The following is an 18,885-nucleotide window of genomic DNA, read 5'->3' as shown; positions in this document are numbered from 1 at the left end:
GACTTATTTTTTAGGTGAATGCATTCGACCGCATCGTTACAGGATGACGCGGCAGGTCCAATAAATTGGACCCTACGAGGGCATCACCCTCATTGGCATAACAAACAAAAGGATCACCCAATGAACACCATTCCTCACCTGATCAATGGCGAGCGCCGCCACAGCACCAGCACCCTGGACGTCTATAACCCGTCCACCGGTCAGGTATGCAGTCAGCTTTGCATGGGCGACCAAAGCCTGGTGGCCGAGGCGGTCGCCGTTGCCAGGGCGGCGTTTCCCGCCTGGCGCGATACGCCGCCGGCCAGGCGGGCGCGGGTCATGTTCCGCTTCAAGCAGTTGCTGGAAGACCGGGCCGATGATATTTGCGCATTGATCAGCGAAGAGCATGGCAAGACCCTGGAAGATGCCTGGGGCGAGCTGCAGCGGGGGATCGAAAACGTAGAGTACGCCTGTGGTGTGCCCGAGCTGCTGAAAGGCGACTACACCCGTAACGTGGGCACTAATATCGATGCCTGGTCCGATTTTCAGCCACTGGGCGTGGTGGCCGGCATCACGCCGTTCAACTTTCCGGCCATGGTGCCGCTGTGGATGCTGCCCATGGCCATCGCCTGCGGTAACTGTTTTATTCTCAAGCCGTCGGAAAAAGATCCCGGCTCCTCCTTGCTGATCGCCCAGCTGCTGGAAGAAGCCGGTCTGCCCAAAGGGGTGATAGGTGTAGTACACGGCGACAAGACGGTGGTGGATGCCTTGCTGACTCACAAGGACGTCAAGGCCATCAGCTTTGTTGGCTCTACCCCGGTGGCGGAATACATCTACGCCCAGGGCACCGCCAACGGCAAACGAATTCAGGCATTGGGTGGCGCCAAGAACCACGCGGTGTTGATGCCCGACGCGGATCTGGATAACGCAGTTGGTGCCCTGATGGGCGCAGCCTATGGATCCTGCGGCGAACGCTGCATGGCCATTTCGGTAGCGGTGTGTGTAGGGGATGCAGTAGCCGATGCGCTGATTGCCAAACTGGAACCGCAGATCCGCGCCCTTAAAATCGGCCCCGGCACCCAGAACGGACAGGACATGGGCCCGGTGATCAGCAAAGAACACCTGGCCAAAATCGAAGGCTACATCAAGGCTGGGGTAGAGCAGGGAGCCGAGCTTACCGTGGATGGTCGCGGACTCAGTGTGGCCGGACATGAACAGGGCTACTTCCTCGGTGGCTGCCTGTTCGATCGAGTCACCCCGGAGATGAGCATCTACCAGGAAGAGATCTTCGGCCCCGTGCTGTGCGTGGTGCGGGTCAACAGCCTGGAAGAAGCCATAGAGCTGATCAACGCCCACGAATACGGCAACGGCACCTGTATTTTCACCCGCGACGGCGAGACGGCCCGCGTGTTTGGCGATGAAATAGAAGTGGGCATGGTCGGCATCAACGTGCCGCTGCCGGTACCGGTTGCCTACCACAGCTTCAGCGGCTGGAAACGCTCGCTGTTCGGCGACCTGGCGGCTTATGGTCCCGATTCGGTGCGTTTTTATACCCGCCGCAAGACCATCACCCAGAAATGGCCCGAGCGCGCCAGCCACCAGGCCTCGGATTTCGCCTTTACGAGTGTGTGAGTTTGCATGGTGAGGGGGGAAGAGTGAGTGGGGAGGGGCAACATCAGGCCCGGTGCCAATCTGCTCCACCTATCTGGTCGAATGAATTCGACCCTACGATTTGCCGGGCACCGCAGGCCTTGAACGTAGGGTCCAATTTATTGGACCCAACCGGTCTATTGTCTGCTCTATCCCGTCATGCCGGGTCTTTTCTTGTGCGCCGCAAGCTGTCACAATATGCGCCTCTTGGGGGAGTAATCGTTCGGCGCCTGCCGAAACCATCGTCAACAATCTCTAAGCCACAAGCTTATGGTGATGGTGTCCTGTTGGATTGATGAGACCTGAGGCAGACCTATTACCGGGCGGGATCTGGGTCTGCCTCTGGTATTCGATATCCCGCCCTGCAGAGTCTTTATGCTACCTACTTCCGTTAATATTCTGGTTACAATCTGCCTTGCTCCGGCGGGAGGTGCCTCATGCTGATGTCTATTGCCGCCATTGTACTCGGTCTGGCCGTGCTGGTGTGGAGCGCCGACCGCTTTGTGGATGGCGCCTCGGCCACCGCCCGTTATGCGGGCATGCCCCCCTTGCTGATTGGTATGGTGATTGTCGGTTTCGGCACCTCGGCGCCGGAAATCGTGGTGTCCATTATCTCGGCACTGGAAGGCAATCCGGGCCTGGCCCTGGGCAACGGTTACGGCTCCAATATTGCCAATATCGGCCTTATTCTGGGTATAACCGCCCTGATCAGCCCGATTTCGGTGCATTCCCAGGTATTGCGTAAAGAACTGCCCATACTGCTGCTGATCACCCTGCTGTCGTTGGCGCTGTTGTGGAACGGCATGCTGGCGCGTACCGATGCCATGGTGCTGCTGGGCGTCTTTGTGCTGCTGATGGGCTGGAGCATCAGGCAGGGCATGAGTAACGGCAACGACAGCATGACCGGCGATGAGGTGAAGGAGCTGGACGACAACCTGATGACCCTGAAACAGGCCATCTTCTGGCTGGTGGCTGGCTTGCTGCTGCTGATTGTCAGCTCCCGCATCCTGGTGTGGGGGGCGGTGAATATCGCCCAGGCCTTCGGGGTGAGCGACCTCATCATCGGCCTGACCATAGTGGCCATCGGCACCTCGCTGCCGGAGCTGGCGTCGTCCGTTGCCGCCATTCGCAAGAACGAACACGATCTGGCCATCGGCAACGTGATTGGCTCCAACCTGTTCAACACCCTGGCCGTGGTGGGCCTGGCCGGTATTATCCATCCGCTGGAAGTGGCGCCCGAGGTGATCAGCCGCGATTTCATGGTGATGATAGGGCTGACATTGTCGCTGTTCGTGCTGGGCTACGGCTTCAAGGGCCGCCAGGGGCGTATCAACCGGGTTGAAGGCGCCCTGCTGCTGGCGGTGTATGTCTGTTATACCGGCTGGCTGGCCCAGAGCGTGCTCACCGGCTAAACCCGCTGTATCAAGCACGAACAACCAAAAACGGCGTGCCCTGTGGGCACGCCGTTTTTATTTAAATGGGCGCCTTGTAGCCATTTTTCGTAGGGTCGAATTTATTCGACCAGTGGTGGTGCATTCGGGTTGGGCTGGTCCAATGAATTGGACCCTACGAGGCGGGCAGGCTGGCGGTTTATGTGGCCTCAAACAATAGCCCATAGGGCCTCTCCAGCGCGGCCTTGATATCCGCCGGAGAAAACACCTTGAAGAATTCGGTAGATATTGGACCCCCGCCTTCGCGAGGATAACAAGAATGGAAAACCAGCTCCTGAATCCACATCAGTTATGAGATATTGCCTACTCTTCATCTTTCCGGGAGCAAGCCCATGCCTCAACATTCGCAACGCCTGATAGTGCTGTTCGACGGCACCTGGAACGACCCGCAGGATAACACCAATGTGGTGCGGCTGGCGCGCAGCATAGCCCCCTTCGACGGCGAGCGGCGCCAGCGCTTTTTCTACGATGCCGGGGTAGGCACCAGCACCCTGACCCGGCTGGCCGGGGGAATGTTCGGCATGGGCTTGAGCAAAAACCTGCGCCAGGGCTACGACTGGCTGGCCCGGCATTATAGAGCGGGGGACGAGGTCTGGGTGTTCGGCTTCAGCCGGGGCGCCTACACCGCCCGCAGCCTGGTGGGCATGATCCGCAAATGCGGCCTGCTGCATGTGATAACCCCGGCCGGGCTGGCCGCTGCCGAACGCCTGTATCGCAACAAGCACGCCGCGCCCGACGGCATACAGTGCCGGCAGTTCCGGGCCCGCTACAGCCGGGAGATCAAGATTCATCTGCTCGGCGTCTGGGACACGGTGGGGGCTTTGGGTATTCCCGGCACCCTGATCTCGGAGCGGGGCACCTACTCCTGGCACGACACCCGGTTGTCGAAAATCGTTGAGCGGGCCTATCAGGCCCTGGCGCTGGACGAACACAGGGCCTCCTACGACGCCGTGCCCTGGACCAGCCCGGACGGCAACAAGAAGGCAGGCCAGATAGAAGTAGAGCAACGCTGGTTTATCGGCGCCCATGCCAATGTGGGGGGCGGTTACCCCGAGGATCCGCTGGCCGACCTGCCACTGGCCTGGATGCAGCACAAGGCGATGGCAGCCGGGCTGGCGCTGACGCCGATAAGCCCGGCAGCTCAGGCCTGGATGACGGCACCCACCGATTCGTTCAACGACTTTATGGGTGGCTGGTATGCCCGCTATCGACGCTGGTTTCATGCCGGAGATGGCCGCCTGACCCGGCGGCTGGAGCAGGACGGGGAGGGCAAGCTGTCTGTGGGCGTGACCATAGATACTTCCGTATGGGCCCGCTGGCAAAGCGTGCCCGTTTACCGCCCCCGTACTCTGATCGATGCCCGGCAGATACCGCCGGGATGAACCGCAGGCTCGCGGTTGCCAAACGCGCCAGATCCCGTCTGCCCGCCCCGAATAAAAAAAAGCGCCCTGGTCCGGGCGCTTTTGCTTTTCTGGGCGGGGCGTTAACCGTGCTTAACGCAGATAGCCTTCGGCGATGGCCACCCAGTAGGCGGCGCCAATCGGCAGAATGTCCTGGTTGAAGACATATTCCGGGTGGTGCACGAACTTGCTGTCGCCATTGCCAAGGAAGCAGTAGGTGCCCTTGCACTTCTGCAGCATAAAGGCGAAATCTTCCGAGGCCAGGTAGGTGGGGCCATCTTCGAACACATTCTCTTCGCCGAACGCTTCGCGGGCAATCTGTGCGGCCTTGCGGGTTTCTTCCGGATCGTTGTACGCCACGGCACCCGGCTGGCCTTCGTGGATCTCGGCGGTGCAGCCAAAGGACTCGGCCTGCTGCTGCACCAGGCGACGGATGTTGTTCAGCACCAGGCTGCGATCTTCGTCGGTGGTGGTACGAACCGACATGCGCAGCGTCGCGGTTTGGGCGATGACGTTGCCCGCCTCACCGGCCTGAAAGGCGCCGATGGTCACCACGGCGCTGTTGGCCGGGGAGACATTACGGGCCACAATCGACTGGATGGCCATCACCAGGGACGAGCCGGCCACCACCGGGTCTATGGCCAGCTCGGGGAAGGCACCGTGCCCGCCCTTGCCGGTGAGCACCACTTCCCAGTTATCCACCGCCGCCATGACGTTGCCTTCGGTGAAATACAGCTTGCCCTGCTCCAGACCCGGCATGTTGTGCATGGCGAACACGGAGTCCACCGGGAAACGCTCGAACAGGCCGTCTTCGATCATGGCCGGGGCGCCCTGCATGGTTTCTTCCGCCGGCTGGAAGAACAGCCGCAGGGTACCGTTGAAGTTTTTGGTTTCTGCCAGGTGCTTGGCGGCGGCCAGCAACATGGTGGTGTGACCGTCGTGGCCACAGAGATGGGACACGCCTGCCTCTTTGGAGCAGTAATGCAGGTCGTTGCTTTCCTGGATCGGCAGGGCGTCGAAGTCGGCGCGAATGCCGATGGACTGGTCGCCGTCGCCCACTTTCAGGGTGGCGACAATGCCGTATTTGCCGACGCCGGCTTCCACTTCGTACTCACCAAAGCTGCGCAGTGTCTCTTCAATATACTTGGCGGTGTTGGCTTCCTGCATGGACAGTTCGGGGTGGCTGTGAATGTGCTCGAACCATTCGCTGAGCTGGCCTTTATTCTGTTCGAGTTGCTTGATAATGGCGTTCATGTCAATAACCCCTTGTAAACAATGAAGGTGGATGACCGCCGGCCCTGGCCGGCGGTCAGCGATATTAGCTACGGTCGGACGGCTTGCCCTTCGGTATGGTCAGGGTAATGGAGAAGACCGCGATGATCAGCATTACCAGCATGGTCAGCTGAGCAAAGAAGGCCGCTTCACGGTAGGCCAGGTTGGCCTGGTTACCGGTGAAGGTGATCACTCCTTCGATCCAGGTAACACCCGTATTGTCACCGGCGATGGCGGTATAGACCGCCGAGGCGATGGCCACACCGAAGGAGGCCCCCAGGGAAGACGCCATCTTGTAGATGCCGGCACCGGCACCGGACTGATCCGCCGGCAGGTTGGACAGGGCCGCATCGGTGGACGGGGTGGCGTAGAAGGCCAGACCCACACCGAACAGGGTGAAGGAGATGACACACAGGATCTTGTAAGTCTCCAGCATCAGGTTGGTGGGCATCAGCAGCACTATGGTCAGGCCCACAATAAAGCAGCCCCACAGCATCGGCTTGCGCGGTCCAAAGCGTTGCAGCAGTTTTTCACCCACCCGAATGAAGGCCAGAATGGAGATGGCGTAACCCAGGGTCAGCAGACCGGCTTCCTGGGCGGTGATACCGCCACCCTGTTGCAGCACCAGCATGGCCACTATGATGATACCGGCAACGGCGTTGAGCAGCAGGTTGGAGATGGTGGCCCCGGTGTAGGTGCTGTTGCGGAACAGGCGGAACTGCACAAAGGCGTTGGGATTGCTGGATTCCACCTTGAAGAAGATGGCGCCAAAGACAACGACAATGGCCAGCAGACCGAGCGACGCCGGGCTGGTCCAGCCAAAGGAGCTGCCCTGGGTGGCCAGTACCTGCAGCGCCACCATGGTGATCATGAAGGTGATCACGCCCTTGATGTCGAACTTGTAGGCACCCTTGGTTTCGGCCTTGGACTCGGGCGTACCACGCACCATCAGCATGCCGACAACGGACACGGCGGCGGCGATGAAGAAAATCCAGCGCCAGCCCACATTCTGCGCCATCAGGCCACCGAACAGTGCGGCAAAGCCGGAGCCGCCCCAGGAGCCCATGGACCACAGCGAGATGGCGCGCTGACGACCGGCGCCGTCCCAGTAGGCTTTTACCAGCGCCAGAGAGGCGGGCATGATAAAGGCGCCGGACAGGCCCTGGAAGATACGGCCACCCATCAGGAAGGTACCGCCCAGGCCGCCTTCGGGGGCCAGCCCCACCAGCAGGTTACCGATGATGGAGAAGACAAAGCCCCACATCACGGTTCTTACACGGCCGATACGGTCGGCCAGGCCGCCGACCACCACGATAAAAATACCCGAAAACAGGGCAGTGATTGCCACCGCACTGTTCATCAGAGATTGTTCAACGCCAAGATCCTTGGCCATGGCCGGCGCTATGTTCAGCGTGGTCTGGGCAAAGAGCCAGAAGGCGAGCACGCCCAGTATTATGCCGTAAAGGAGCTTGTCGGTGCCCCTGTAGCTTGATGCATCGGTGTGACTCATAAGGCTGTCCTCTGTTTGCAGCTTACGATATAGGACCGCGCACAAATGACGCGGAGTAGGTGGCGAAACGCAGGCTATAACCCGTAAGCCGGGCGTTTCGTCCTTGAGCGCAAGTTACAATAGTTGCGCGGTGCAAATATTGACATGAGTCAATTAATCTAATCATCATGGGGCAACAGGCCGGTCAGCCACGCAGTGGCACGAGCGGCATCAGGCTGCACCTGTGCACTAGGTATAGCGGGTCTGGTACCGGGTTCGCCAGAACGTGACGGGTAAAAATCGGTTAAAGATCGAATAAAGATCGAATAAAGATCGGATAAAGATAAGGATAAGCGTGGAAAAATCATTTAGTCAGGAGCGGTTGACCTTTCGTCTCGATCTCCTTGCCGAGGAGGCGATACGTGCCAACGACGGCATTTTTCAATCCCGGCTGGGCCTGAAAATTCACGAGGTGCGCGTGCTGCGTATCATCGGCAGGCAGCCGGGCATTATCTTTGTGGAGCTCTCCCGCCAGGCCAGCCTGGAACGAAGTCAGACCTCGCGCATCATTCAGGGGCTGATCAGGCTGGGGCTGATCCGGCGCGAGAATGATGCGGCCGATGCCCGCCGCTTTCGGCTGTTCACCACAGAAGAAGGCGAGAGAACACGGAACGAAGCGAGAGGCCTGTCCGGCGCACTCGAAACGCTGCTGATGGCGCCGTTGCAAACCGCAGAAGCGCAGGTGTTTGACGAACTGCTGGCGCGTTTATCCACCTGGGTGGGCTCGGAAGACTATCAACGCCAGCTTGAGCTGTTCAATGCAGACGACACGCCGCCCGCCCAGGAAGATCGCCCCAGCCCGTCATCCTGACGAACGTCAGGATCTCCCTGCAGTAAGATACCGGGTCAAGCCCGGTATGACTGGACTTTAAATACGGCATGGTTAAGTAATCTTGCGTAACAGGTGTGGATACAAGGGTTGGTTTGCCTTTATCGTCACCCTCGCGAAGGCGGGGGTCCAGTGTCTTTACAGGTGAACCGCAGTCTGAAAATTCTGCGCTACAGGCCCTGGATTCCCACCTTCGTGGGAATGACAAGAGAGGGTGCGCGGGAATGACGACTGAACCACTTCTGTTATGGTATTACTTATCAGTAATGGTTATCAGTAACTGATCACTTCTTTACCAGGATGGGCATTATTACGGTGCTCTCGATACCCGGAATTCGCCCTTTCCTGCCACTCAGCCTGGCCAGCATGAAATGAGCCAGCCGCAACAACCCCATCAGCAGCGGGCCAACAAGCCAGAGCAGCCAGCTGCCAAGATAAAGCACCGGAATCAACAGCAACAGCCAGCCGGCCAGCTGCACGGCCAGCACGGGGAGGCCCAGCACATCGGCCACACCCGCGAGCAGGTCACTGACCAGGCTGGGGTGGCTGATCACCAGATAGCCGGCACCGACAACCAGGGGCCACTTGGCATAGCGGGCACTGGTCAGCACCATGCGCCCGCCCTGACTTGCCCGAGCGGCCAGGGCCGCCGAACGGGTGGCTCGGCCGGCACCCTGGGTGCTAACCGCCGTAGCACGGCCCATGCGCAACACCTTGACGGCACTGGTTAACACCAGCACATCGACCGAGGCCCAGCCGATATCCCCGGCGGTGAGCGTTTCACCGGCGCGGTATCTGGTTTCCAGGCCGCGGATGCCACTGGTAAAGAACTGGTTCAGTCCTTCCAGCATGCGTTCGGTTACTATCCATCGGGTTTCACCCTGATCGCTCACCATAAACTGGCCGAGAAAATCATGCCCTTCGCTCCTGATGAAGTGGACGGCATACCAGCCGCGTTCTTCCGGAGAAAGCGTTTGGTACCGGTCCGGGGTTTCGCTTGGGGTATTGGCGCTTTTTGGCGTACCGGTAAAATACTGTTTGATGGCCCGGTAACCCTGATCTGCCTGGTTCAGCAGCTCTATGGTGTGAATGGGCCGGGTCATGAAATGATGGATGGGGGGCAGCACCGTTTCACCATAGCGCAGCAGTATCTGCTGAAACTCGGGCTCGCCGCCGTAGGTTGAAAACACACGGCGAGCCATGGCCGGATAACGCATAAAGGCCGCCTGGGCCTTGACCAGCAGCAGCGGCTCATCGGCCAGATCCAGCAGTACCGCCTGCACCCCGACCGGCTCCTGTTCAATGCCGGGAAATCCCTGCAACATATCGCCGGCCTGAATCTGTATCAGCCTCTGCTCGATGGGCACAGGGCGACTGCCCACACTGAACACCGTTGCCAGCAACAGGGCCAGGCCACACATCACAAACAGCTTTTTCACTGGCTCACCCATCCCTATCACTCAACAGACAGGGGTATATCCGGTTTGTGCCGGGTCTACAAGTGTTAACTGCAGCTGACCCGAGAAGATAAAGCCGCCACCAACAGATGGCGGCTTTTTATATTGAGTCTCAGCCGAGATGACTGCCATCGATATGACCCGTTAACAGGCAGACAGATCGAAATATTTGGTACAGAATGAGTCTTGGTGATGGGAGATCAACCGCGCCACATCGTTAATAAAGACAGGGATACAGAGCATGGAAAAACGCAAAATGGATGCGGTAGCGGGCTGCTTGCTCGGGGGCGCCGTGGGCGATGCCCTGGGGGCGGGTATCGAGTTTATGAGCTGGCCGGAAATCAGCGCCAAATTTGGCCCGGATGGAATCACCGGTTTTGTTCCCGCCTATGGCGGCCTGGGCAAGATAACGGATGACACCCAGATGATGCTGTTTACCGCAGAGGGGCTGCTTCGCGCCTGGGTCAGAGCATCGGCAAGGGGAATCTGCGATCCACCATCGGTCATTCATCATGCCTATTTGCGTTGGCTGCTGACACAGGGGCATTCTCCCGACAAACGTCTTTCCGTTTCCAAAAACGGTTGGCTTATCAAAAACAAGGCACTCTGGTCACAGCGGGCACCCGGACTGACCTGCCTGGGGGCACTGGAAAGCGCCGAACATTTCGGCTTTAAAGCCGAGAACAGCAGCAAAGGGTGCGGAACCGTCATGCGTTCTGCCCCTTTCGCATTCTTCGAAGAGTCATTCGCCCATTCGTTGAAAGCGGCCATGCTGACCCATGGGCACCGTACCGGCTATGTTGCGGCAGCGGCCTTCTCGCTGTTGTTGCAATTGATCTGGGCAGAAGACATGAGCCTGGACCAGTCTCTGGATCGGGTCATGGAACGACTGCAAGCGCTGGCACAGCAAGACGGAAAGGAATGTGAAGTGCTGAGCGCCCTGCAGGCCGTAAGATCATTTCGTAAGCGAGGGATTGCGCCCACCCCATTGAGGATTGATGAATACGGTGGCGGCTGGATTGCAGAAGAAGCCCTGGCGATAGGCGTTTGGTGCGCCCTGTTTGCACAAGACTACGAGCAGGGCGTGCTGACCTCGGTCAACCACAGTGGCGACAGTGACAGCACGGGCATGGTCGCCGGCAACATACTGGGGCTGATACACGGCAGAGCCGCCATTCCAGAACGCTGGCTGGCAACACTCGAACTGAAAGAGGTTATCGAGCAGATAGCCGAAGACATTATTCTGGTGCCGGAAACCTATGATGGCGGCTACGGCCCGATGGATGACGAGATCTTTGAAAAATACCCCGGCGGGTAATTTTTAGTTAGCTGAAGTCGCTACTGGCTCATCAGATCACTCAGCGAGTACGAGATGTAGATCGTGAACGAGTAGACCGCGTAGCATCGCGGCCACTCAAAAATTATTGAATATGAAAGCCAGTATTAGCCCAGCACACTGAATCCCTTGAACAGTCTCACCGGTAGCGGGTACTTCAGCTGCCAGGTTATGTTCATCGGTTTGCTGCCGTGATAGCGCATAAATTTCACCGGACCACAGGCGCGATAGGGTGAATTTTTGTCGATGCGTACAAACAGCTGAAACTGCCAGCCATTAGTTTCGCTTTCAATATAACGGCGACCACCTGGAGTGCTGGGACCTGCACTGTTTTGAGATTGCCAATGAAACTGAGTCTGGCTGATGGCGTAGTCGTTATAGGCGACACCTTCATGCTGGGCCGTACTTTTATCCAGCGTCACGAACAGCAATTCGGTTTTGCTCTCTTTGAATGGCAGTACGCCAGCCTGAAACGGCGTGCGTTTTTCTGCGGTAAGAAAACCTACGGCGGTGAGGATTTCTCGGCTGTGATAGGCTGCATGTAATCGCAGCGGTGTGTGCTCCAGTCCCGGCAGAGGTAAGTATTGATGCTGCGTTCTCGCATCTAGATAGTTGCTGAGCTGAGCCAACTCATTGCACACAGCTGGAGTCTGGGATAGCCGAGTGAGAAAGGCTTGGGCTGAACCGGTCTGGCTTTGTTGGCCATCTATCTGATAGGCCAGCATTTGTAGTCGCTGCTGTTGCTGCTCATCGACGATCACGTAATGGGCATCACTCTCGGCCACTTGGTTGATAAGCTGTAACTGTGCTGTGTCATCCAGGTGCAACAAACTCCCCAGCCGGCGGCTGAAATAGCGTTCCTCGGCGGAGGCTGCACCCGGCAGAAGCCCGGCATCCCGTTGCAGATTGGTCCAACCGCTGTTTTGGCCAGCGCGATAGATATCTTCCAGCTCTAGTTGCTGCTCGTTGAGAAAGTCATCGAGAGCTACGTGACGGCTTCCGGTCAGACTCACATAGGCGTGCAGCTCCTGCTGCAGGCGGCGCCAGTTCTGATTCAGTGCCTGTTTCAGGCTGCTAAGAATATGCTCTTTGGCTTGCTTTTGTAGTTGGATATGGCAACCGCTAGGCAGTCGGCCAAAGCCTTTTTCTATGCTTTCGATCACTTCACGGCGCGACAGGCCAGTGATGGCGCTGTAGAGCATATCGAAGCGGAATCCTTCCTTATGCTGGCCGACAAAATCCAGGATCAGGCAGCTTTCCTTACCCTCGAACAAACGCAGACCGCGACCGATTTGCTGTTGAAACAGAGTAGCGCTTTGGGTGGGTCGCAGTAACAGCAAGGTATCGACAAAGGGAAGATCGATCCCTTCGTTATAGAGATCTACGGTCACGATGGCATGGATCTCGCCACGTTCTAGCTGTTTGGGCAGATCTCGGCGCTCTTTAACGGAGCTTTTACCGGTGATCACACGAGCGATAATGCCGGCCTTTTCAAACTGATCTGCCATAAATTCGGCATGAGCAATGCTCACGCAGAATACCAGGCTCTTACCGCGTTTAGGGTCGTCCACCAGTTGTTGCCAGGAGCGGATCACTGCCGCTGCGCGAACATGGTTACCAGTAAGCAGGTTATCCAGCGCTTTGAATTCGTTGGCCTGTTGCCAGGGGATCTCTCGGTAGTCGGTGTCATCGTCACAGGCATAATATTCGAAGGGGGCTAGCAGTTGCAGATCCAGCGCCTGCCACAGGCGCAATTGGGCTGCCGGTGAGCCGTCCGGTCGATTATCAAAATGGCGTAGGATATTCTTGCCATCTGCTCGTTCCGGTGTCGCGGTTAAGCCCAGTAAATAAGCCGGAGAAATGCTTGAGAGCAGCGTTTCGAAGCTGTTGGCTTCTATGTGATGACATTCGTCAATAATCACCATGTGCCAGTAATCTGCTGCTTGCTGAGAGACTAGCTTGCGGGCATTTAGGCTTTGAATGGTGGCAAACAGATGCTGATCCTGCTCTGGTTGATGCTCACCGGTAAAGAGATCGCCGAACTCTGCTTCGCGCAACACCAGTCGAAAGGTGCGCATGGCCTGTATCAACAATTCCTTGCGGTGGGCGACAAACAGTAGCCGCGGCAAGCCGCCTTGCTTGCGGGCTAGGCGACGGTAATCGAAGGCCGCCATAACGGTTTTACCGGTGCCGGTGGCGGCAACCAACAGGTTGCGCATTCGACCATGTGCTCGCTCGTTATCAAGTTGCTCCAAAATATCCAGCTGAAAGGGCTTGGGCTCGATATCGAAGAAGGTGGGTGTCGCAATCAGGTCTCGGCCAGACTCGCGCTTGAGTGCCTTGGCTAGCTCGTTACGATGTGTCTTATTTTCAGGGTTATAGGATAGGAACTCGCCATCTTCCCATAATGTTTCAAAATGAGCCTGTGCCCGTTGATAGAGCTTATTCTGTCCTTTTTCGGTGAATTTAACCGTCCATTCCAGACCGCCCATGAGGGCGGCACCAGACAGATTGGCGCTGCCCACATAGGCGGAACCGAACCCCGTGTTCCGCTCAAAAATCCAGGCTTTGGCGTGTAAGCGGGTGCGACGTCCGTCGAGCGATACCCGAACTTCACAATTAGGCAATCGGGCCAGCGTATCTAACGCTTTTTGCTCGGTGGCGCCCACATAGGTGGTGGTCAGCACCCGTATCTTGGCCTGGCTTTGCCCTTTGGCATCGGTGCTGGTGATCTGCTTGAGCACTTCGATGATCTTTCGCACCCCAGAGACGGTGATAAAGCTCACCAGAATATCGACGCTATTGCATGACGCCAGTTCGGCAGTGAGCTCATGCAACAAAGCGGGAGAATCTTTACCGGCAGTAAACAGCCAGGGTTGTGCCAAGCCGATGGCTGGCAGTTCAGGCTTTCGCTGGGCAGGATACAAGGAACGCAGCACCTTGGGCGGCGTGCATAGCAGATCGGGGGCTTCATCCTGAGCCAACCGCTGACGGGAGTATCGCAATATGTCGTTTATAAGTTCGGCTTGTGCCCTCACCTTGGCTTGTTTGTCACCACTGACGCCGGACAATAGCCGGGATAGCTGTTCTGCCAGAACATCGGCCAGGCGTTCGTGACTAAACGCCGGATTGAGTTCTTCGGGTTGGGCGGAGAGCCCGCTTTCTGCCAATGATTTTGTTAACCCTTGGGTTGTGAGAAGATCGTAGAGTCCCTGTGCCAGTGGTGCTTTCATCCTGTCCCTTATTGTTGTTTTTATGTTTATTGTTATTGAGCTTGCTCTGCAATCACACCCCTGAACCGTGCAAAAGGCTTCATCTCGTCGGTGGCGGCCAGATCTTCATAATCCGGGTTGGTGGCGTGCAGTCGATAGCCGCCGTCCGGATTTTTCTTCACTAGCCGCAGCAGGTATTGGTTGTCGCCGGACTCGTCCTGCCGCTCTATGGCCAGGGTCTGGTTGCTGATGCTGCCGGCGGTTTGTGGCGTTATCCATTCCAGCAGCAACAAGTCGCCGTCCTGCACCGGCTGTTTGCCGCCGTTCATGGAGTGGCCGCTGGCCCGGGCCAGAAAGTGGCGGGCAGGATCGAGCTGGCCGTAAAGGCCTGTTATCGGTACGGCCATCAGTTCTGTGTGGTCGTTGTGGCCGGTCTTGAAATGGCCGCAGGCAATGCGTAAGTCGGGAAAACAGGGCAGTTCGATGACCTCGGTCACCGGTGCGCTAGCCTGGCTGGATGCCTGTTGCTTCGCTTTTGCCAGCCTCGGCGCCTTGCGGCGGCGGTATTCGGCCAGGCGCAGATCCACCAGTTCCTGCATCATCAAATGCAGGGTATCCAGTTCCTCGGTGGGCAGCTCGAAGCGGGGGCAGAAGCGGTCGTTCTTGATCTCGAACCAGTATTCGGCCTTTGAGTCCTGGTTGCCGCCGGTGCTGAACTTGATCGGGTTGCCCTGCCAGTAACGCAGCCAAGCGGGGGAGTCGGCGGTCATGGTCTGTTGTCTGGCAGGCAGGTCGAGCTGCAGCAGGTCCGGGTGGCGTTCCAGCACATAGCGCGACTGTTCGGCCAGTGCCGCCAGGGTGGGCGGCTGGCGCAGGCCGTCCAGCTCCAGCAGGGCCTGCAACAGCACTATCTTGAAGCTCTTGACGAGGGTAGTGGTCTCGATGCCGGTCAGCAGAAAGTCCCGCCACCTGGCCAGTACCTGGTCGGCCTCGGCGGATAAATCCCCTTCACCTTGTGCCAGTTCAAACCAGCTGCCGTGCTGTTTGCGCAGCTTGCCAAAGTCCAGCCCGGCCTGAAAGGCCTGCACCGCAGTGGGGCGGTGGCCCAGCCGATCTTTAAGCTGCCGGTAATCGTCCACCACCTTCACCCGGCCGCCATGGCGCAGTTGTTCCAGCAGCGGGATCAGCTCGGGTTCAAGGTTGATAAAGCAGCCTTCGGGCAGCACCGGCGTGGTTTGGTCGCTGCCGCCTGCAATACCGGTGATCTCCTGCAACAGCTCCGGCTTGAACAGGCAGGCCCTGTGGTTGCCCACCAGATCGACCACCATCAGCCGCCGCTTGCCCGGATGCAGGCGCAGGCCCCGGCCCAGTTGCTGCAGAAAGACGATGCGCGATTCGGTGGGGCGCAGCATCAGCAGGGTGTCGATGGCAGGCAGGTCGGTGCCTTCGTTGAACAGATCCACCGAGAAGATGACCTGTAACCGACCTTCGGCCAGGTCGGTCAGCGCCTGGTTGCGGGGGGTCTTCGAGCCGGAATAGACGGCGGCGGTGCGAATGCCCGCATCGTTGAATATCCGGGCCATGAAGTCGGCGTGGCGGGTCGAGATGCAGAAGGCCAGGGTGCGACTCTGGGCGAAGTTTTGCCACTGGGCCAGGGCGTGCCTGGCGCGTTTTTTACTGGCGAAGGCGGTATCCAGCGCCTCGGGATCGAAGCGGCCGTTGCGCCAGGGAATTTCGTTGTAGTCGATGTGCTCGTCGTACACGCCCTGATACACGAAGGGCACCAGGTGCCGGCCCACAATGGCGTCACGCAGTCCCCGCTCGAACACCAGGTTGTCGTCGCACAGGGCCAGAATGTCGGCCTGATCGGTGCGGTCCGGGGTGGCGGTCAGCCCGAGCAGGAAGCGGGGGCGAAAATGATCCAGCAGCCGGCGGTAGGTGGGCGCGGTGGCGTGGTGAAATTCGTCGACGATGATGTAGTCGAAGTGATCCGGCTTGAAGTTGCGCAGGTGCTCGGCCCGCCCCAGGGTCTGCACCGAGGCAAACAGCCAGTCGGCCTGTTCCTGCCGTTCGCCGGTATAAAGCCCGGTGTGAGCCTGGGGCTGCAGGCGAATGAAGGTGTCCTGAGCCTGGCGGATGATCTCGTCTCTGTGGGCCACAAACAGCAGCCTTTGTGCTTGTATCTGGCGCGCATCGAAGGCGGCCAGCCAGGTCTTGCCCAGGCCGGTGGCCATCACTACCAGGCCGCGCCGGTAGCCCTGGCTGCGGCTGGCCTGCAGCGCCGCCAGGGCCTCCTGTTGCACGGCGTTGGGCAGGGGCGTTTCGCGCAGGGTCTCGTCATCGGTTGTGCTGTCACCGGTAACTAGCCGCAGGCCGGTAAGCGGGCTTTGCCGGTAGCGGATCAGGTAGGCGTCTATCCAGTCGTGGCCGAGCGGCACCACCCGGGCATCCTGTGCCAGTTGGTTCATATTGGCCTGCAGCTCCAGCAGGCTGGCGGCGGCGGGGCTGGTGCCGTCGTCGTCCACCCGCAGGCACCAGTTCCATTCCAGCGAGTCGGTAAGGGCGGCACGGGAGATATTGCTGGAGCCGACGAAGCCCAGACCCTGCAGGCGTTCCTTTGTATGTTGTTGAATAAACAGGCAGGACTTGAGATGGAAGCCCGCATTAGCGGCGCTTTCATAGATGCCGACGCACGCGCCCCGCTCGGCCAGCAGCATTAGCTGGCGCAGGGCCACCGGTTCGGTCACGTCCAGGTAGTCGGAGGTGACTATCTTCAGTTGCACGCCTCTGTCCAAAGCTTCGAACAGGGCATCCTGCAGCAGTGCCAGCCCGCTCATGCGGATAAAGGACACGGCAATACCGATATGGCTGCCTTCGCCGGTGGCGTTGATGGCATCCAGCAGGGGGCCAAGCAGCGGCTGGTTGAAGCCGGGATCGTTCCGGCTGCCACCGGTTAATAGCTGCGGTGCTGTCACGGTGTCACCTTCACCAGCAGGGCGTTGAGCCAGGGTTCCTGTTCCCGGCCGGGGCGCAGATCGCCGGTTTGCCATTGTTCGGCGATGTGCAGCGGCAGGCTCTGCAGCAGTTGTTTCAGCCCGCTTTCATCCAGATTGGTGAAATGGCGGCCCTCGCGGCTGCTTTCGCCCTGGCCGTATTTGAAAGAGCAGTAAAACACGCCGCCGGGCTTCAGTTGCTCGGCCAGATGAGCCATCACCGCGGCCAGTTCGGCCTGCGGCACATGCAGCAGCGAGGCGCAGGCCCAGATGGCGTCTGCCGGTGTTGGCGCCTTGAACTCATCAAACCGGCACTGCGCCACAGGTAATCCGGTATGCCGGCGGGCCAGTTCTACCAGCGCCGGGCTGGCGTCGAAGGCGGTCACCTTGTAACCCAGGCGGGAAAAATGCAGGCTGTCTCGCCCCGAGCCGCAGCCGGCATCCAGGATATGGCCACCGGCCGGCACCCGGGGCAGAAAACGGTGGTAAAGCGGCGTCATGTCTAGGGTGACGGTACTTTGATAGAAGTGCCCGGCCTGTTGCTGGTAGTAGTTGATGGACATGTTCCCGGCTTTGATATTTTTGTTTGTTCAGTACCTTATCAGACAGTCGCCGGGCGTAAACAGCTTTTGCCGTTGGAGTCTTCTTGTTGGGGGCGTGCTGTGGCTATATTGTGGTACTGGCATGGTGGTGCCGGCGCCGGTCGGCTTGTGATGAACGAAATATGCTCCGGCTTATCTTGCTGATTGATATGGGGGTAACAATGGCCTTGAACGAACAGGATGTACGACATTTGCGCCGTTGCGTGGCATTGGCGGAAGAGGCACTGGACGGTGGCGACATGGCCTTTGGCTCTGTGCTGGTATCGGCAGAGGGCGCTGTGCTGGCGGAGGATCACAACCGGATCAACAGCCATGAACCGACCTGGCACCCGGAGGTGGCGCTGGCACACTGGGCGGCCGAGCATTTGAATGAAACCGAGCGGGCCCGGTCCACCCTGTATACCTCGGGCGAGCATTGCCCCATGTGTGCAGCGGCACACGCCTGGGCGGGACTGGGGCGCATTGTGTATGCCAGCTCGGCGGAGCAGTTTTCCGGGTGGTGTGCCGAGTGGGGGCTACCCGCCTCGCCGGTGAACCCGCTGGCCATCAACGAGGTGGCACCGGAAATTGAAGTAGCGGGCCCGGTGCCCGAGCTGGCCGAGCAAATCCGCGAGTTGCACAAGCGGTATTTCGGGATCAAAGACGGCCATAAGTCGTGAGCTATCAGAGGTAAGACGGCTTGGCCAAAATGACACCCCCACCCAGCCCAAAGCGACACCCCCACCCAGCCTCCCCCTGGGGAAGATCCGCAGCCGTGCCTGTTAGGTCGCTGCCAAGGGGGAGGGGCAGTTCGGCGTCGGTCTGCTCCCTCCCCTTAACCTGGAATTTGGCAGAATAACAGCGAGGTGCAACGCAAGGGGAGGGTTGCTGTGTGTCTATTGGTCGAATGAATTCGACCCTACTGGATTCCCGCCTTCGCGGGAATGACGAGGGGAGCTGGGGAAGACTCGCCGTTATGCCTGGTATGCCGCTGCCAAGGGGGAGGGGCGGCTCGGCGTCGATGGTAAGCGGGTGCCGATTTGCCATGGATTCCCGCCTTCGCGGGAATGACGAGTGGAACGCGGGAACAAATCCGCATACGGAGAGCGATGGCAGCAACGGGGAGGATCTTGTGTGGCCATTGGTCGAATGAATTCGACCCTACGAAAATGAGTT

Annotated in this window: 12 protein-coding genes; 6 read left to right on the top strand and 6 right to left on the bottom strand. The window is 58.9% G+C overall.

Annotated features, from left to right (window positions below; genetic code table 11):
• The first annotated feature begins 120 nt into the window (after positions 1-120).
• The 3 genes from HNR62_RS03735 to HNR62_RS03725 all read left to right on the top strand — a co-directional run bounded on the left by HNR62_RS03735 (position 121) and on the right by HNR62_RS03725 (position 4,462).
• A complete protein-coding gene (locus HNR62_RS03735; RefSeq protein ID WP_204794740.1) occupies positions 121-1,611 on the top strand; it encodes a CoA-acylating methylmalonate-semialdehyde dehydrogenase in 1,491 nt (496 codons plus the stop codon).
• Between the two features lie 455 nt (positions 1,612-2,066).
• Positions 2,067-3,041 carry a calcium/sodium antiporter gene (locus HNR62_RS03730; RefSeq protein WP_204794739.1) on the top strand — a complete coding sequence of 325 codons (975 nt, stop codon included), beginning with the start codon at positions 2,067-2,069 and terminating at the stop codon, positions 3,039-3,041.
• A 371-nt stretch (positions 3,042-3,412) separates the two neighbouring features.
• Positions 3,413-4,462 (top strand): DUF2235 domain-containing protein, encoded by a 1,050-nt coding sequence (locus HNR62_RS03725; RefSeq protein WP_204794738.1) that lies wholly within the window; start codon positions 3,413-3,415, stop codon positions 4,460-4,462.
• A gap of 111 nt (positions 4,463-4,573) precedes the next feature.
• Here HNR62_RS03725 and HNR62_RS03720 read toward each other — a convergent pair whose 3' ends face one another.
• Both HNR62_RS03720 and HNR62_RS03715 read right to left on the bottom strand, forming a co-directional pair.
• Positions 4,574-5,734, bottom strand: coding sequence for a M20 aminoacylase family protein (locus HNR62_RS03720; RefSeq protein WP_204794737.1), 1,161 nt, complete (start codon positions 5,732-5,734; stop codon positions 4,574-4,576).
• 64 nt (positions 5,735-5,798) lie between these two features.
• A complete protein-coding gene (locus HNR62_RS03715) occupies positions 5,799-7,262 on the bottom strand; it encodes an MFS transporter (RefSeq protein WP_204794736.1) in 1,464 nt (487 codons plus the stop codon).
• Between the two features lie 334 nt (positions 7,263-7,596).
• On the opposite strand from HNR62_RS03715, the gene HNR62_RS03710 reads away from it, so the two are divergent.
• The gene (locus tag HNR62_RS03710) at positions 7,597-8,112 is read left to right on the top strand and encodes a MarR family transcriptional regulator (RefSeq protein ID WP_204794735.1); all 516 of its coding nucleotides are present in this window, start codon (positions 7,597-7,599) and stop codon (positions 8,110-8,112) included.
• Positions 8,113-8,414: 302 nt separating this feature from the next.
• On the opposite strand, the gene HNR62_RS03705 is transcribed toward HNR62_RS03710, so the two are convergent.
• A complete protein-coding gene (locus tag HNR62_RS03705) occupies positions 8,415-9,569 on the bottom strand; it encodes a hypothetical protein (RefSeq protein ID WP_204794734.1) in 1,155 nt (384 codons plus the stop codon).
• Positions 9,570-9,828: 259 nt separating this feature from the next.
• On the opposite strand from HNR62_RS03705, the gene HNR62_RS03700 reads away from it, so the two are divergent.
• Positions 9,829-10,905, top strand: a complete 1,077-nt coding sequence (locus HNR62_RS03700; protein ID WP_204794733.1) for an ADP-ribosylglycohydrolase family protein — start codon at positions 9,829-9,831, stop codon at positions 10,903-10,905.
• A 125-nt stretch (positions 10,906-11,030) separates the two neighbouring features.
• Here HNR62_RS03700 and HNR62_RS03695 read toward each other — a convergent pair whose 3' ends face one another.
• From HNR62_RS03695 to HNR62_RS03685, 3 genes are read right to left on the bottom strand one after another with little or no spacing between them, the layout of a single operon-like run.
• A complete protein-coding gene (locus tag HNR62_RS03695; RefSeq protein ID WP_204794732.1) occupies positions 11,031-14,156 on the bottom strand; it encodes a DEAD/DEAH box helicase in 3,126 nt (1,041 codons plus the stop codon).
• A 32-nt stretch (positions 14,157-14,188) separates the two neighbouring features.
• Positions 14,189-17,110: a DEAD/DEAH box helicase family protein gene (locus HNR62_RS03690; protein ID WP_338044067.1), complete on the bottom strand. Its 2,922-nt coding sequence runs from the start codon at positions 17,108-17,110 to the stop codon at positions 14,189-14,191.
• Positions 17,107-17,691 (bottom strand): class I SAM-dependent methyltransferase, encoded by a 585-nt coding sequence (locus tag HNR62_RS03685; RefSeq protein ID WP_204794730.1) that lies wholly within the window; start codon positions 17,689-17,691, stop codon positions 17,107-17,109. Before HNR62_RS03685 ends, HNR62_RS03690 begins: the two co-directional genes overlap by 4 nt.
• Before the next feature lie 161 nt (positions 17,692-17,852).
• Between HNR62_RS03685 and HNR62_RS03680 the strand changes: the two genes are divergently transcribed.
• Entirely contained in the window at positions 17,853-18,389 is a 537-nt protein-coding gene (locus HNR62_RS03680) for a nucleoside deaminase (protein WP_239552567.1), read from the top strand.
• Positions 18,390-18,885: the final 496 nt, after the last annotated feature.

The organism is Oceanisphaera litoralis, assembly GCF_016907015.1.
Classification (GTDB): Bacteria; Pseudomonadota; Gammaproteobacteria; order Enterobacterales; family Aeromonadaceae; genus Oceanimonas; species Oceanimonas litoralis.
This window is presented reverse-complemented; position numbering and strand designations above follow the sequence as displayed.

Bases quoted from the DNA above. Each gene is read 5' to 3' on its own strand.
- HNR62_RS03685 (WP_204794730.1), bottom strand. From the start codon at position 17,691: ATGTCCATCAACTACTACCAGCAACAGGCCGGGCACTTCTATCAAAGT.
- HNR62_RS03730 (WP_204794739.1), top strand. From the start codon at position 2,067: ATGCTGATGTCTATTGCCGCCATTGTACTCGGTCTGGCCGTGCTGGTG.
- HNR62_RS03735 (WP_204794740.1), top strand. From the start codon at position 121: ATGAACACCATTCCTCACCTGATCAATGGCGAGCGCCGCCACAGCACC.
- HNR62_RS03695 (WP_204794732.1), bottom strand. From the start codon at position 14,156: ATGAAAGCACCACTGGCACAGGGACTCTACGATCTTCTCACAACCCAA.
- HNR62_RS03700 (WP_204794733.1), top strand. From the start codon at position 9,829: ATGGAAAAACGCAAAATGGATGCGGTAGCGGGCTGCTTGCTCGGGGGC.
- HNR62_RS03725 (WP_204794738.1), top strand. From the start codon at position 3,413: ATGCCTCAACATTCGCAACGCCTGATAGTGCTGTTCGACGGCACCTGG.
- HNR62_RS03680 (WP_239552567.1), top strand. From the start codon at position 17,853: ATGCTCCGGCTTATCTTGCTGATTGATATGGGGGTAACAATGGCCTTG.
- HNR62_RS03715 (WP_204794736.1), bottom strand. From the start codon at position 7,262: ATGAGTCACACCGATGCATCAAGCTACAGGGGCACCGACAAGCTCCTT.
- HNR62_RS03720 (WP_204794737.1), bottom strand. From the start codon at position 5,734: ATGAACGCCATTATCAAGCAACTCGAACAGAATAAAGGCCAGCTCAGC.